At 70.0% G+C, this 15,596-nt stretch carries 12 protein-coding genes; 8 read left to right on the top strand and 4 right to left on the bottom strand.

Annotated features, from left to right (window positions below):
• The gene (gene dnaK / locus K7862_RS24210; protein ID WP_222966014.1) at positions 1 to 1,905 is read right to left on the bottom strand and encodes a molecular chaperone DnaK; all 1,905 of its coding nucleotides are present in this window, start codon (positions 1,903 to 1,905) and stop codon (positions 1 to 3) included.
• A gap of 245 nt (positions 1,906 to 2,150) precedes the next feature.
• Between dnaK and K7862_RS24215 the strand changes: the two genes are divergently transcribed.
• From K7862_RS24215 to K7862_RS24225, 3 genes are all read left to right on the top strand, one after another.
• Positions 2,151 to 4,004: a PucR family transcriptional regulator gene (locus tag K7862_RS24215; protein WP_222966016.1), complete on the top strand. Its 1,854-nt coding sequence runs from the start codon at positions 2,151 to 2,153 to the stop codon at positions 4,002 to 4,004.
• A 235-nt stretch (positions 4,005 to 4,239) separates the two neighbouring features.
• Positions 4,240 to 5,316, top strand: coding sequence for a hypothetical protein (locus K7862_RS24220; protein WP_222966018.1), 1,077 nt, complete (start codon positions 4,240 to 4,242; stop codon positions 5,314 to 5,316).
• A gap of 135 nt (positions 5,317 to 5,451) precedes the next feature.
• Complete coding sequence (locus tag K7862_RS24225) at positions 5,452 to 6,594, top strand: acetate/propionate family kinase (RefSeq protein WP_222966020.1); 1,143 nt, start codon at positions 5,452 to 5,454, stop codon at positions 6,592 to 6,594.
• A gap of 34 nt (positions 6,595 to 6,628) precedes the next feature.
• On the opposite strand, the gene K7862_RS24230 is transcribed toward K7862_RS24225, so the two are convergent.
• Entirely contained in the window at positions 6,629 to 7,270 is a 642-nt protein-coding gene (locus K7862_RS24230; protein ID WP_222966022.1) for a hypothetical protein, read from the bottom strand.
• Between the two features lie 372 nt (positions 7,271 to 7,642).
• On the opposite strand from K7862_RS24230, the gene K7862_RS24235 reads away from it, so the two are divergent.
• The gene (locus tag K7862_RS24235; protein ID WP_222966024.1) at positions 7,643 to 9,820 is read left to right on the top strand and encodes an FUSC family protein; all 2,178 of its coding nucleotides are present in this window, start codon (positions 7,643 to 7,645) and stop codon (positions 9,818 to 9,820) included.
• A gap of 141 nt (positions 9,821 to 9,961) precedes the next feature.
• Here K7862_RS24235 and K7862_RS24240 read toward each other — a convergent pair whose 3' ends face one another.
• A complete protein-coding gene (locus tag K7862_RS24240; protein WP_222966026.1) occupies positions 9,962 to 11,137 on the bottom strand; it encodes a glutathione-independent formaldehyde dehydrogenase in 1,176 nt (391 codons plus the stop codon).
• Positions 11,138 to 11,456: 319 nt separating this feature from the next.
• Positions 11,457 to 11,795 (bottom strand): hypothetical protein, encoded by a 339-nt coding sequence (locus tag K7862_RS24245; protein ID WP_222966028.1) that lies wholly within the window; start codon positions 11,793 to 11,795, stop codon positions 11,457 to 11,459.
• Positions 11,796 to 11,854: 59 nt separating this feature from the next.
• Between K7862_RS24245 and K7862_RS37815 the strand changes: the two genes are divergently transcribed.
• The 4 genes from K7862_RS37815 to K7862_RS24260 all read left to right on the top strand — a co-directional run bounded on the left by K7862_RS37815 (position 11,855) and on the right by K7862_RS24260 (position 15,436).
• Positions 11,855 to 11,977, top strand: a complete 123-nt coding sequence (locus K7862_RS37815) for a hypothetical protein (RefSeq protein WP_262413710.1) — start codon at positions 11,855 to 11,857, stop codon at positions 11,975 to 11,977.
• A gap of 1,055 nt (positions 11,978 to 13,032) precedes the next feature.
• Positions 13,033 to 13,407, top strand: coding sequence for a hypothetical protein (locus K7862_RS24250; RefSeq protein ID WP_222966030.1), 375 nt, complete (start codon positions 13,033 to 13,035; stop codon positions 13,405 to 13,407).
• Positions 13,408 to 13,816: 409 nt separating this feature from the next.
• The gene (locus K7862_RS24255; RefSeq protein WP_222966032.1) at positions 13,817 to 13,984 is read left to right on the top strand and encodes a hypothetical protein; all 168 of its coding nucleotides are present in this window, start codon (positions 13,817 to 13,819) and stop codon (positions 13,982 to 13,984) included.
• A gap of 252 nt (positions 13,985 to 14,236) precedes the next feature.
• Positions 14,237 to 15,436 (top strand): glycoside hydrolase family 76 protein, encoded by a 1,200-nt coding sequence (locus K7862_RS24260; RefSeq protein WP_222966034.1) that lies wholly within the window; start codon positions 14,237 to 14,239, stop codon positions 15,434 to 15,436.
• Positions 15,437 to 15,596: the final 160 nt, after the last annotated feature.

The following is a 15,596-nucleotide window of genomic DNA, read 5'->3' on the forward strand; positions in this document are numbered from 1 at the left end:
TCAGCTCTTGTCGAAATCGGCGTCGATGACGTCGTCGTCGCCCCCAGGCGATCCGCCCTCGGGACCCTGACCGGGTGCCCCGCCTGGCTGGGCGCCGGCTTCGCCCGGTCCGCCGGCGTGGGCGGCCAGCGCCGCGTAGATCTGCTGCAGTTCGGAGGCCAGGTCCCGGGACCGTTCCGCCGACGCCTCCTCCTTGACGGCGGTGCGCGCCTCGTCGATGAGCAGTCGGGCGCGCGCCCGCTCGTGCTCCGGTGCCGCGTCGCCGAGGTCGTCCAGGCGTCGCTCCACCTGGTACGCGGCGGCGTCGAGTTCGTTGCGGGCGTCGATGGCCTCGCGCAGCGCCAGGTCGCTGACGCGGTTGCTCTCGGCCTCGTTGATCATCCGCTCGACCTCGGACGGTTCGAGGTTGGAGCCTTCGCTGATGGTGATCGACTGCTCGGCGCCGGTGTCCCGGTCCTTGGCGCTGACCTTGAGGATGCCGTTGGCGTCGATGTCGAAGGTGACCTCGATCTGGGTCTCCCCGCGCCGGGCCGGACGCAGGTTCTCCAGCCGGAAGCGGCCCAGCACCCTGTTGTCGGCGGCCAGTTCACGTTCGCCCTGAAGGACCACGATGTCCACGGCCGGCTGGTTGTCCTCAGCCGTGGAGAAAACCTCGGACCGCCGGACGGGGATGGTGGTGTTCCGCTCGATGATCTTGGTCATCACGCCCCCGGCCGTCTCGACACCGAGCGACAAGGGGGTGACGTCCAGCAGCAGGACGTCCTTGACCTCTCCCTTGAGCACGCCGGCCTGGATGGCGGCACCCAGTGCCACCACCTCGTCGGGGTTGACGCTCATGTTGGGGTCCTTGCCGCCGGTCATCCGGCGGACCAGGTTCTGCACGGCCGGGATACGGGTGGAGCCGCCGACGAGAATGACCTCGTCGATGTCGTTGTCCGTGACCTTGGCGTCACTCATCGCCGTCCTGACCGGCTCCAGACAGCGCTCCACCAGGTCGGAGGTGATCTGCTCGAAGGTGGAGCGGCGGACCGTCTCGGTGAGGTGCTTCGGCCCGGAGGCGTCCGCCGTGATGAACGGCAGGCTCACCTGGGTCTGGCTGACCGAACTCAGTTCGGTCTTCGCCTTCTCGGCCGCCTCGAACAGACGCTGCAGAGCCTGCGGGTCCTTGCGCAGGTCGATGCCCTCGGCCTTCTGGAAACCGTCCGCCAGGTGGTCCACGAGCCGGCGGTCGAAGTCGTCGCCGCCCAGATGGGAGTCGCCTGCCGTGGCGCGGACCTCCACCACTCCGTCGCCGACGTCCAGCAAGCTGACGTCGAAGGTGCCACCACCGAGGTCGAAGACCATGACCGTCTCGTGGCCCTTCTTGTCCAGGCCGTAGGCCAGCGCCGCGGCGGTCGGCTCGTTGATGATGCGCAGGACTTCGAGGCCGGCGATCTTCCCGGCGTCCTTGGTGGCCTGGCGCTGGGCGTCGTTGAAGTACGCCGGCACGGTGATGACCGCCTCGGTCACCTTCTCGCCGAGCGCCTTCCCGGCGTCGTCGGCCAGCTTGCGCAGCACCTGGGCGCTGATCTCCTCCGGGGCGTACTGCTTGCCCTTCACCTCGAAGCGGGCCACCCCGCCGGGCCCCTCGACCACGTCGAAGGAGACCGCCTTGGCCTCGTCCGAGATCTCACCGTAGCGGCGGCCGATGAACCGCTTCGCCGAGGTGATGGTGCCCTTGGGGTTGAGGATCGACTGCCGGCGCGCCAGCTGTCCGACCAGCCGCTCGCCGTCATCGGAGAACGCGACCACCGACGGGGTCGTCCTGGACCCCTCCGCGTTCGGGACGACGGTGGGCTCGCCGCCCTCCCATACGGCGATGACCGAGTTGGTGGTACCGAGATCGATGCCTACTGCCTTCGCCATGGGAATCTCCTCTGTCGCGACGCGGGACCGGCCGATCGGCGCGCTGCCGGGCGTCGGAGCCGTACACACCGCACCTCTGGCCAGCCTGGCGCGGCGAGCCGCTCGGTCACTCGACCGGCGGGACCAATCCGCACCGCCGTTCCCGTCCGCCAGGACGGGGACGGCGTGGCTCTCAGGTGAAACCCCTGGCCGAGCGGCGTAGCGTTGAAGGTTAAAGCCGCTGTCGAGCCGCGAATGGACCTGCGATGGACACTGCTCCCTTGCCGACGGCCGGGCCTCACCACCCCATCCAGCAGCCGGGGGCCGCCCGGCACACACTGCTACGGCTGGTCACGGTCATGCTCGACGGCGACGACGAGCGTGAGGTGCTGTGGGGTGCGATGGCGGCGATCGCCGCCACCGGTCCTTTCACCGCCGAAGCGGCGTACGCCGTGCACGACGGTCTGGCGCGGCGCTGCCCACCGTCCAGGGTCGCTTCCTCCGCCACCGTTCGGCCGGGGAGCGCAGCGGCAACCGGGCCGGCGGAGGTGGAGCCCACCGGTGAGGCCGCGGCTGAAGCGGCTGCCGCCGAAGAGGCGGCCGCCGACCGCCTCGACCGCCGTATCGGCGCTCTGGACGGCTACAGCCGGCACCTGCAGGAGTTCGGCGGGCTATGGGTACAAGCCATAGCGCTGCGCTACCGGAACCACTGCCTCGGCTATCTCGTCGTCCGGTCCCCGACCTCGCCCTCGGCCGAGGAGACAGCGTTGACCGACATGCTCGCCGAGCAGACCGGGATCGTCCTCGCCCGCTTCGCCGGGAGGCGAGGAGAGCCGCCCCGCGCCCGCCCGGCGAACCCGCCCGGCGTCGAGGACCCACCCGAAACCGGGAGCACATCACGCACCACTGGCCTCGGCACGACCGTGCCCGCCCTGATCGCGCGACTCGCCCTCCACGACGCGCTCACCCGCGCCGCCGCCTCCGGCAAGGGCGAGGGCTCAATCCTCCAGATCCTGCACGACACCACGGGGTTCGCCGCCCGCACCGAGGATCGCTTCGGCAACCCGCGGACCTGGGTGGGTCCCGGCCGGAACGAACCACAGAGATGCACCAGCGGTGCACCGCCCCCAGGGCCGGAGAACCAGCGCGAGGACGCCCTGATACAGAGCGCGCGACGCCGTCGCGGCGCCGTCCGGGACCGGGACTGGCTGGTCGCCCCCATCCAGATGGCCGGAGATCTGCTCGGCGTGGTCGCACTGGTCGATCCGAACCGGCGAGCCACGGAAGCGGACAGCTCGGCGCTCGAACAGGCCGCCCTGGTGCTGGCTCCCCTGCTCTCCCACGAGCGCAGACTGGCCGAGCTGGAGCCCCATCTGCGCCGCGACCTGGTCAACCGGCTGATCGCGGGTGAGGCGACCGACGACGTCTTCACCCAGGCGGCAGCCCTGGGCCACGACCTGCACCGGCCGCACAACGCCGCCGCACTGGAGTGGTCCGGAACGACCGAGAGAGCCGCGCTGGGCGACGCGGTGGCCCGGGCGGCCCGGCGGCTGCACCGGGACGTGCTGGTCGGCTCTCGTGGCGCGACCACCGTCGTCCTGGAGGCCGACGAGGACCGGTGCGATGCGGGAGGCGAGCTGTACAGAGCAGTTTCCGACGAACTCGGCACCGGAGCCGGCTCGATCGGGGTCGGCGGCCGCTGCGAGGTCTTCACCGAACTTCCGCACTCCTACGATGAGGCCGTCCGCGCCCTCACCGTCCGCCGCCGTTCACAGGAACCGAACGGCAGCACCAGCTTCGAGGACCTGGGCTTGTGCCGCATGATGGGCTCCGGCGAAGGCGAACGGGAAGCCGACCGCTTCGTCGACGAATGGCTGGGACTGCTGCTGGACTACGACTCCCACCACCACACCGAGCTGGTGAGAACCCTCGCGCATTATCTGGAGAGCGGCTGCAGCTACGAAGCGACGTCCGAAACCCTCTTCATTCACCGCAGCACCGTCCGCTACCGCCTCCAGCGCATCCGCGAGATCACCGGTCACGACCTCGGCGAGGTCGAGACGCGACTCAACCTGCACATCGCCACCCGCATTCGCAACGTGCTCGACGCACCAGACTGAGTCGCCCCTCCCTCCACGGCCGAGGGGCCTCCAGGGGATGTGGACGGCGTCGCGGCGCCACGACCGCTGCACGGCTCGACGGTGTCTGCGGCGAGGTCGGCTGTTGCCCGACACGTCGCCACAGCGCCGATCCACGTCGCAGGCATGGCATACATTGCCCTGCAATGAGTACTGCAGAACCACGCAGCGGAACCGACGTTCCTGCGCTGCGGTCGCCGAGAGACGGCACACGCTGATGGGCGACCCGGAACCGACAGGTACGGCGGAGACTCCCCGGCCCGATGTCCTTCTGATCGCTGATCCAGGTTGGCCGACCGAGGTGGCCACGCGGCTCAAGGAAGACCTCGCGGATCTGCTCGCGGACATGTCGGCCGACGTGGACTGGCACATCACGGTGGAATCGAGCCCCTTGGGAGTGGTCGCGCAGAGCGACCTGCCCCTGATGGTGCAGGCGCTCAACCAACGTCTGGAGGGGCGGACCTGGGACCTGGCGGTGTTCCTCACCGACCTGCCGTATCGCGACCAGGCCCGGCCGCTCGTCGCGATGTTGAGTCCTTCGGACCACATCGCCCTGCTCTCTCTGCCTTCCCTGGGCCTGTTCCGTGTTCCGCGTCGCGTTCGCGATGCCACGCTGGGTGTCCTCACCGAACTCCTTCCCGAGGCCTCAGGCAGCACGCGGGTTCCCGGACGGATCCAGGACGCGGGTCAGCGGCGGAATTACGTTCTGCCCGGGGCAAGGGGCCGGTTGCGGCTCCTGTCGGGAATGGTCCGGGCCAACAGACCCTGGCTGCTCTTCCCCGGCCTGTCCCGCGCCCTTGCGGGCGTCTTCGCCACTGCCGCGTTCGGACTGATCAGTAGCGACGTGTGGTCGGTCAGCCTGCACCTGGACGCGGTCCACGACGCCGTGTTGATGTTCGCGTCCATCACTGCCCTGGTCACCTGGCTCATCGTCGACCACGAACTATGGGAGCGGCCCAGCAGCGCGATCGCCCGGCAGCGCGCGGCACTGTACAACGCAGCCACGGTACTGACCCTCTACATCGGGATCGCCTGCCTGTACGGCGCGCTGTACGTTCTCGTCATCCTCACGGCGGTGTTCGTACTCACCCCGCAAGCGCTGAGTCCCGTGATCCGACAGGATCCGAGCGCCGGTTACTACCTGTCCCTGGCGTGGTTCATCACGTCTATGGGGACCGTGGGCGGCGCGCTGGGCGCCGGACTCGAGGACGACAACGCGGTCCGGCAGGCGGCCTACGGTGAGCGCCAGCGGCAGAGTCAGCGCCAGGACACCGACTGGCCGGGAGCCGGCTGAACCACGCGGGATGGGCACGGAGACCCGCGGTGGCTGCCGGGGAGGTGCCGGGCAGGCAGCACATGACCGGGCACGGTGAGGGAAGGAGGATAGGAGGACGAGGCGGCTTCTCGATCGAGCATCGGGGAGGCAACGATGGATCCCAGCGCGTCTTCCAGGGACTGTGTTCTGGTACTCGACGCCGGCTCCTCAAGTCTGCACATCACCCTGTTCGGGACGGATACCGCGCGGATCGCACGTGACGACGTCGAGAGGCCGCCGGGGCCTGGAACGCCACAGCAGTTGCGCGAGTTTCTGGCCCGTGGACCCACGCCGTCCGCCGTGGGACATCGCCTCGTTCACGGTGGCCCGCGTCTGACGGAGCACACCCTGATCGACGGACCGGTACGCGCGTCGCTGCAGGAGGCCGCGTCTCTGTCGCCCCTGCACATGCCACCCGCCATCGCAGTAGTGGACGCTGCCCGTGAGCTCCTGCCTAACATTCCTCACGTCGCCTGTTTCGACACCGCCTTCCACGCGGAGCTGCCTGCCGCCGCCTATCAGTACGCAGTCCCTGAGAAGTGGCGTGTTCACTACGGGTTGCGCCGCTACGGCTTTCACGGTCTCTCCTATGCCTGGTCCCTGGCGCGCACTGCCGACGTGCTGGGCCGCCCCGCCGACGCTCTCCACCTCGTCATCGCCCACCTGGGCGGTGGCTGTTCGGCCTGCGCCGTGCGCGACGGCCGCAGTGTCGACACGACCATGGGACTGACCCCGCTGGAGGGGCTGGTGATGAGCCGTCGCAGCGGCAGCATCGATCCGGGAGCGCTCGTGTGGCTGCAACGTCAGCACGGACTGAGCGCGGCGGAGATCGAGGAGACACTCCAACGGCACTCCGGTCTTCTCGGCCTCTCGGGCACCTCAGGGGACACGCGCCACCTCGTGCGCGCGCGTGCCGAAGGAGACACGTCCGCCCAGGGCGCTCTGGCCGCCTTCGTCCACAGCTGCTGCCGCGGCATCGCAGCGATGGCTGCCTCGTTGGACCACCTCGACGCTCTGGTCTTCACCGGCGAAATCGGCGAGGACCAGCCCGAGGTGCGCGAGGAAATCTGCACGCGCCTGTCCGTCCTGGGAGTACGTGGCGGCCTGTCCGCCTGCTCGGAGAAGGAGCTGCGCGAGGTCGGAGCACGCAGGATCGACGTAGCGGGCGCGGGCGTGCCGGTTGTCGTGGTCGCCACCGGGGAGACTCAGCAGATCGCAACGGAAACGCGCCGCGCACTCGCCCGCCGTGAGGGCTGAGGCGAAACGGCGGCCGGTGAAGCGGGGCCGTCCGTCAATGGAGAATGCTCACGGCGCGGGCGATCACAAGGAGTGAGGTCACCAGGGCGGCGATAGCCTGGACGCCCATCATCACCTTGGCCCGAGTGCTCAGCGGCATGGTGTCCGTAGGACTGAAGGCAGTCGAGTTCGTCACGGAGACGTACAGGTAGTCGATCAGGACGGGCATCCAGTCCGATGTGGCGCTGGAGCCGTCCGCGACTTCCTGAACCGCGTCGTCGTCCTCGTCCTGGGGGAAACGGAAGTCCGCCAGCGGCAGGTCGGCGCGCCGGGCCTGCGTGCGGATGACGGGGCCGCCCCGGTCCAGTTCCCAGTACGCCAGACCGAAGACGATGATGTTGGTGAGCCAGACCTGCAGCGCGGCCACCAACAAGGCGCGCCCGTTCTTCACTCCGGCATAGACCAGGTCGTGGATCAAGATGCCGAGGGCGACCAGATTGCTCGCGGCGATGACCAGCACGAGCGTCAGCGACAGTACACGGAACACCGTGCTCTGCCGTGTCAGTCGTCTGGGGTTGACCGCGATGAGCGGTACGAGCAGCAACATCTCCAGAGCGGGCAGCACATAGCGTGGTGCGACCAGCAGCCGTTGCGGCAGGCCCACGTAGAGAGCGATGGCGGAGAGGATCGCGATCACACCGGGCAAGCGGGCCTCGCCACGGCGCTCGTGCCGGGGGCGCCTGGTCCGGGCGTGAGCGAGTCTGTGCGTCACCGCTGCGCCCCTTTCGCCGGCCATTACGGGGCGACCGCACTCGCCCCTCCCCCGTCGGCCCGAACCCTCGGCCCCGATTCCGTCTGTCTACCCCCTCGGCTGCGCCGAGACCTCTGCCGGGCATTCCGGATCGCCCATCCGGACGGCATCGTCCGCAGCCGCTCGGGCTGAACACCTGGCACCGCGGCCGTCGCCCCCGGCTCGGCCGGGGCCTCACGCACGCCGCACGCGAAGCCCTGAGGAGGCGGCGGCGCGGCTGACGCGACCTCGCAGGACGTTCCGGTTAGGCTCCCAACCGTGACGTGGCTGCGGGCCTTCGGGGAGGTCGTGCGATCCGCTCTCACGATCGAGGAGACACGGCTGGAGCCCCTCCTCGCACTGCGCACGGCCGCCGGGGTCGCGCTGGCCGTCGGGTTGGCGCTGTGGCTGGCCTCCCCTGCGTATGCCGCGGCCGCCGCCCTGGGTGCCTACTCCGCGGGTGGCGCCACGTTTCAGCGCACCTGCCGTCCGCGCAAGGTGGTCGCGCTCGGCACGGGCGCGGGTCTGGCGCTCAGCACGTTCGTGGGCTACCTGGCGGCGGGCCGCCTGGTGACGTTCCTCCCGCTGCTGGCCGTGTGGGCCTTCGCCGCGGGAATGGCGTGGGCCGTCGGATCGACCGCTGGGATCGTCTCGGCGACGACCGTCGGGAGCATGCTGGTGACCGTCACCCTGCCCACGAGTGTGTGGCGAGCCCTTGAGCACGCGGGAGTCATCGCTCTGGGAGGCGTGGCGCAGGCCGTGCTGATCCTGCTGTTCCCGATCCGCCGTTGGGGGGCGCATCGTGACGCGCTCGCCGACGCCCTGGCCGCCGTGGCGGACTACGCCCGCCGACTGCGGCACGACCCGACCGCCCCCTTCGACCCTTGGCCGTTGATGGCGGCCCGGGAGGCGGCCGCCGTGACACCGTCACAGGCCCGCACCCGTCCCCCCGTCCTCCACGGCCCCCGGGGACTCGCCGAGCGCATCCGGCCGGTCGTCGCCGCGCTCGCCGACCCGGACATCGGCGCCCCGGCGGAGGGACCCGGCCGGGACCGCGCTCGGGAGTTGCTCCGCGCGGCCGCCGACGTTCTGGACACGGCCGCCCGTTCCATCCGCCGGGGCACTCCGGCAGAGATCCCGCCCGAGACGATGGAGGTTCTACGCGTCGACAGGGACCACGAGGTGCTGGAGGGGTCCGCGCGGCAGGCCGCCGAGCAGCTCGTGGAACTGCTCGGCGAGGCGATGGAGATCGCCAGAACTGGTGACGGGAGCGAGAGGACGCCCACGCCGCCCGGCCCCACGGGCGCGGAGTTCCTGGTGCGCCCGACCATGCTCCGGCTGGTCCCGGTCGTCATTCGGGCGGTCCGCCGAGAGCTCCGCCAGGACTCGCCCGTGTTCCGGCACGCCATCCGCTTGGCGGCAGTGGCCCCGCTCGGCTACCTGCTCGCCACACGGCTGCCCCTGGGCCACGGCTACTGGGCGCCCATCGCCTCGGTGATGGTGATGCGACCGGACTTCCACCGCACATACGCTCGCGCGGTGGCCCGTCTCGCCGGCACCCTTGCGGGAGTCGCGCTGGCCACCGCGATGGTGCATGCCCTGGGTACGGGCACCCATGTGTGCGCCGCGCTGGCGGTGATCTCGGCAGGCCTGTCCTACACCCTGATCCGTACCGGCTACGCCTACTCCCAGTGCTTCACCGCCGCGTACGCGGTCTTCCTGCTCGGCATGGGCGGTCAGACATGGGAGCAGACGGTCCCGGAGCGGGTGGTGCTCACCCTGCTCGGCGGCGCCCTGGCCATGCTGGCGTACGTGGTGTTCCCCGCATGGGAGACACCCCGCCTGCCGGGCCGGCTCGCGGACTGGCTCGCCGCCAACGGACGCTACGCCGCCGCGGTGCTCCGCAACCACGCCGAACCGACTCGGGAGCACCGCGCGGACATGCGCAGGGCACTGCTGGACAGCAGGGAGGCACGTGCCGCCTGGCAGGAGTCGTACGACAGGGCGAGGCGGGAACCGGTCCGGCCCCGGGGTCTGACGTCGCGCGAGGCGGAGGAGGCGCAACAAGCCCTCAAGGGGTTCGGCCGGGCGGCGATGCTCATGGAGAGCCAACCTCCACGGGCCGACAGGCGCTCGGTCCCCGAGTCCAAGCGCTTCGCCGAGGCCCTGGAAGCGGACACCGCCCAAGCGGCAGCCGACATGCGCAAGCACAGGAACCCGGACTGGCGGCGCGTGAAAGAGGCGCTCCACGCTTGGGACGGCGGCAGCGCCGCGCATCGGAGCCCGGTCGTGCGGCGCGGCGCGGAACTCCAGAAGCGCGCCCTGGACGACCTTGCGACGGCCGTGAGCCGCACGCCGCTGGAACGGGACGTCAGCTCCGCTCGGGAGGATCAGCGGGTGCGTGCGGTCCTGGCGGCGGAGGATGACGCATCGGAAGTCGCACACCGGGGCGGGTGACAGGCGTGTGCGTCCGAACGCCGGAACGGTAGGGGCAGGCCCGCTCGGCGGCGGTCGGCCGGCCCCGCCGAGCCGAGCCGGACGGGGCACCGTTGCCCGGCCCGGTCCCGGCGGGCAGGCCGCCGGCCGCTATGGCGGCCCTTATTGTTTGTGGCCGTTGCTGTGTCCGTCGGGATGCAGGACCACCTTGGTCCATCCCTCGTCACGGGCGTCGAAGTGTTCGTAGGCGGTGGGGGCCTCGTCGAGGCTGAGTTCGTGGGAGACGACGAAGCTCGGCTTCGCCTTCCCGCCGGCGATCAGATCCCGCAGCGCCCGGTTGTACCTCTTCACCGGCGCCTGCCCGGTCCCCATGTGCTGACCCTTGAACCACATCATCCCGAAGTCGATCGGGACCTTGCCCTGCGCTTCCAGTTTCCCCTGAGCCTCCTCGCCACCGGGATCCTGGGGCAGGAACACGCCCACCACACCGATGTCACCGGTGAACCTGACCGAGTCGATCAGTGAGTTGAGCGTGAGGCTGGCATCCTCATGTCCCGTGGAGTCGTGTGCCTGGTATCCGACACATTCACAGCCGTTGTCGGCGCCCAGGCCCAGGGTGGCCTCCTTGACGACCTCGACCGGGTCCTGCTCGGCGGTGTTGATCGGGATGGCCCCGATCTCCTCGGCCTTGCGCAGCCGGTCGGGCTGGTGGTCGGCTGTCCAGACCCGCCCGGCGCCCTTGAGGACGGCGGAGTAGGTCGCCATCAGCCCGACGGGACCGGCGCCGAAGACGATCGTCTGATCGCCCGGTTTGACGTTCGCCATTTCCGTGGCGTGGTAGCCGGTGGGGAAGATGTCGGCGAGCATCACGTAGTCGGTCTGCCGCTCGACGGCGTCCTCGCCCAGGCGCAGCGCGTTGAAGTCGCCGTAGGGCACGCGCAGCAGTTCCGCCTGACCGCCCTGGTAGGGGCCCATGTCCGCGAACCCGTAGGCGGCTCCGGCCAGGGCCGGGTCCGGCTGCATGGTCAGGCAGTAGTTGGTCAGACCCTGCTCGCACTGCTTGCAGAAGCCGCAGGCGACGTTGAAGGGCAGTACGACGTACTCGCCGACCTGAACCTTCCGGACGGCCGAGCCGACCTCCACGACCTGGCCCATGTTCTCGTGTCCCAGAGTCCGGCCGGACTCGAAGGAGGTGCGGCCCTCGTACATGTGCAGGTCCGAGCCGCAGACGTTGGTCGTGGTGATCTTGACGAGGATGTCGCAGGGGTGTTCGATCCGCGCGTCCGGTACGTCCTTCACCGTGACCGTTCGCGGTCCTTCATATACCGCTGCTTTCATGGTGATTCCCCTTGTTTCCCTTGGTGAGGCTGCGCGACAGCAGCCCAGGGGGATGGAGACGGCGCGAGGAACCCGGCTCCACGCCGGGGTTGGGTGACTCCGGCACGTCTCCGCGAGCCGATCACCTCGGACGAGGTGAAACGGCCGTGCCGCCGCCGAGTCGCCAGGCGGCGCTTCGGTGCTCCGGCGACGTCCCTGCGGGTGCCCGGCGGCCTCCGGCGCCAAACGACATTCGCCGATCGACCGGACGATTTTGGGATGCGGCGACGGTGCCGTGTCCGCAGCAGGAACTTCCACGGCCCCGCTCGGGTGCCGCGGGTCAGGACTGGTCCCCCGCGAGAGCGACTGCGTGCGTTTCGGGGACTCCCAGCATCAGCAGGCTCGTGATCGTCGCCGCCCGGGAGCCGAGGCTCTGGTTCGAAAGGTCGCTGTCCGCGATGGCGAACAGCACGCCGTAGGCAACCTGGCTCGCCATGCCTGCCGGCAGGTGCTGTGCGAACACGCCGCTGTCCTGGCCCCGTTGCACGAGATTGGCGAGGAGCTTGTCGAGCGGCCCGAGCAGGCCGTGGATCGTCTCGCCGTACTCGCCGCGGCGCAGCGCCAGCAGCACCCGGTATCGGTGCGCCACGGGCCACAGGCACGCGATGAATGCGGCCATTCACCGCCCCGCGGCCCACCGTGTAGGTCGCGTCGACTCCCGGCAGCAGCCCGGAGTACGTGACCACGTCGCCCTTCGCGGCCGGCTTCGCCGAGGGCCTGGCGCCCTCCAGCCGTAGCGCCACCGCGTGCGAGGCGTCCGCCTCGAACCGCATCAACTGCCCGCCACTGCCGCCGAAGTAGGACTTCGCGACATTCGCGGTGTTCGCCAGCCGGTAGTCCTTGCGCGGCGACGTGCCGACCGCGGTGTCGATCGCCTTCCAATCCGGCCCGGCCTTGTACGACGTCGGCACCGCCGACACCTCGGCCTGCGTCGTCCCGTCCGACATCTGCCAGAACCGCGACGACGCCGTCCGCCGCCCCGTCAGCTCCCGCACCCGGTGCGCCGAAGCCGCCTTCTTGCCCGGAGGCAGCTTCTGCCGGTCCGCGATCGCCCCCGCGGGACCGTTCACCGGGTCGGGTACATGATGCTCATGCGACATCCCCGGCGGAGCCGCCCCCGCCCCCCCTTCGCCGGCTCGGCCGCCACCGCCGGCACATACGCCAATGACGTCAGGACGAACCGGTCGCCACCCTCGTGGCCAACCGTCTGATCCACCGTGCCCGCATAACCAGTCTCCCCAACTCGACCAGCAAAAAGGCAGCCGGAACCAGGCCATGCGAATCAGCACGCACACCGGACAAAACCGATGGCGCGCAAGCGTCGCACGGCCGGGAAACACCCATGGCGGCGCCACGGGTGCTCGGCCAAGCGGGAATTCAAGGTTTTTACCAGCTCGTGGTAAACCACCCGCACACCCCACCCGAACAGCCATCAAAACGGACACAGGAAGCACACAGCGTCACGCAGCATGGCCATTTCCTGCACATTCATGCGCATACGCGTCCCGCCGGATGGTGATTCACGACGGGCCAACCATTACCCAAACTTGACCTCCATTCGGACATTCAAGGCGGAATGAGTTGCTCCGATTTCCCATACGTGCATGGTCAAACTATCGGAATACCGTGTTCCCTGAGGACGGGGTGTCGGGAACCCACTCGGTCGGGTAAAAACGAGCGGGCAGCCTCAGCAGAGGCCCCTTGGGAAAGGAATGTCCTTGAATCTCCCGGACACCAGCCCGCCAGACGAGAGCGGAGAGCCTGCCGCGGGCGAGTACCACTCCCCCGCCGGACCCCAGCGCCGGACGCCCGGCTGGCGAGGGCTGTCGCGGCCTGGCTTGGTCCTCCTCATCGGCGTGGCGGTCGCAGTCGCCGCTGCGGCCGCCGGCATCGTCCTGCTGGTCCTCCCGCACAGCAGCGCCCACACCGATCGCCACTCCGACGCCCAGCGCCCCGGCGTCCCCGTCAGCTACTCAGTCAGCGGTCACGGCACCGCGCGGATCACCTACGCCCGGCAGGACGGCACAAGCCGCACCTTCACCGCTCACCTGCCCTGGCAGCAGAGCGCGACTCTCGCCGCCGGCAGCACACCCCGCGTCACCATCGTCCTGGGCCCCGACGGCGGCCGCGCCACCTGCGCTCTCACCCTCAACGGCACACCTGTCCAACACGCCACCGCCTACGGCACCTACGGGCGCGCCACCTGCGCCACCCAGTCACCGGCCCACTGATGAGCCGACACGCCGTCCGACCACCGGCGCGCCAAGACGCCGTCCTACGACGAGCCGCAACCGCACAACGAACGGCTGCACGCCCACTCGCGGTGGGCGTGGAGGGCCGCTGCCTCAAGAAGCTCGCCCAGCACTACTGCGCCGGCGCCTGATCGTGGAGAAGTACCGGACCATCGCGGTTGTGGCGGTCATCCCTCCGTGAACTTGTAGTCGTTGACGATCCGTCCGTCGGGGCCGAGAACGAGGATCTCCAGCCCGACGCCGGCGACCTCGCCACCGTCGTGGGGCGCCATCTCCCAGTTGAACCTGACGATGTGTGCAGCCGGTCGACGTTGCCACGCGACCTGAAGACGAAGGTGCCCGGCGCGACGAACTCCTCGTAGGCGCGCGACACCCGGAACTCCAGCGCGTGGTGCCCGCGAGCCGCTCCGTGGTGATCCCCGGCGCGCGCAACCCAGAGCAGGCCCGCGGCAACGCGGCGGCGGCCTCCCTTCCGCGCCTGTCGCCCCAGGCCCTGGACGGCGTGCGCGCGGTGTACGAGGAGCTGATCGCCCTCCAGGTGGCCGATCGCTGGTGACGTGACGTCAGTGCCACGCACGCCGAGGAAGGGTGCCGCGTCTCCCGACTCGGCGGCGTGGCCGCGGCGTTCGGACGACAGGTGGCGGCGACGGTCACGATCGCAGCCGCCGCAGAGCCGGGTCGAGGCAGTTCCTGCTCTGCGCATTGACGGTGAGCGCTGCACGCCGGTAGCTTCTGGGCGATGATTGTGACAACGTTGTCGGTCATGATCTCTGCCGCCGTCCGCGGCAGCGGAAAGGAGCCGCTTCCCATGCGCTCACACCGCCTGAAACTCGCTGTGACCGGAGCCGTCCTGACCATTCTGGCGGCCGGTACCGTGTCCGCGGCGTCCCCCGACGCGATCGCCCGCCCGGCCGGCTCGGGCCGGGCCCAGTCACCGGCGAGCACGAACGAGTTCCGCGCCACCGCGACGTACGCGTCGCTGGAGAGGTACTTCGGCACGACCGACGGCTCCGGGCTGTTCCACGAGCAGTATCCAGTGGCGGCCGGGGACAACCCCTACTCGTACGAGTGGCCGCTGTCGCAGGCGCACGTCGCGGCACTGGACATCTCGGCGGTCGATCCCGGCTACCAGGAGCAACTCGCGGCGGTCAACCGTGCCCAGGAGCACTACTGGAATCCCGCCGGCGGGACCACCGGGGTGCCTGGCTACGACTCCTACGTCATCGCCCCGTACGGAGCGGGCGGCGACCTGTTCTACGACGACAACGAGTGGGTGGGCCTGGAGAAGGTTCAGGACTACCTCCAGCACCACGACCGTGCCGCGCTCGCGCGGGCGGAGCAGATCTTCACGCTGGTCAGGTCCGGGTGGGACACGGACCCGAGCCACGCCGACCCCGGTGGCGTCTTCTGGACCCAGGCTCCCTGGAGCCAGGACCGGAACACCGTGTCCAACATGCCCGCCGCCGAACTGGGACTGCGTCTCTACCAGATCACCGGCAAGCGCGCCTATCTCGACGACGCCAGGCGGTTCTACGACTGGACCAACGCCCACCTGCAGAGCCCCGACGGGCTCTACTGGGACCACGTCAACCTCGGCGGCGACATCGAGAAGACCTTCTGGTCCTACAACCAGGGCGTTCCGATCGGGGTCAACGTCCTGCTCTACCAGGCCACCCACGACCGGACCTACCTCGCCCGCGCCGAGCGGATCGCCCAAGCCGCCTACGGCTACTACGTCGCCGGCGGCAGGCTCGAGAGCCAGCCGGTGTACTTCAACTCGATCTTCTTCAAGAACCTCCTGCTGCTGGAGTCCGTCGCCGGAGGCAGCACGTACCAGCGGGCGATGGCCGACTACGCCGGCTGGGTGTGGACCACGGCCCGGGACGCGAGGACCGGCCTGGTGCACTTCGGCACGACCGGCGCCACCCAGGCGATCGAGCAGGCCGCCGCGGCGCAGATCTTCGCGGTCCTCGCCTGGCCGCGGTCGGTGTGGCCGACGCTGTACTGAGCGGGGCGCCCGGACGGGCGTCAGCAGAACGACGACGGTGACGGACCGGTGGCAGTAGGGCACTCGCGCGTGGCGGTGGGACGACCCGGGGACGACCGGGCGCGCCGCGCCGGCCGACAGATCGGCCGACGCGACGGCCCTGGAGGGTCTGTGAAACGAG

This window comes from Actinacidiphila acidipaludis, from assembly GCF_019890725.1.
Lineage (GTDB): Bacteria > Actinomycetota > Actinomycetes > Streptomycetales > Streptomycetaceae > Actinacidiphila > Actinacidiphila acidipaludis.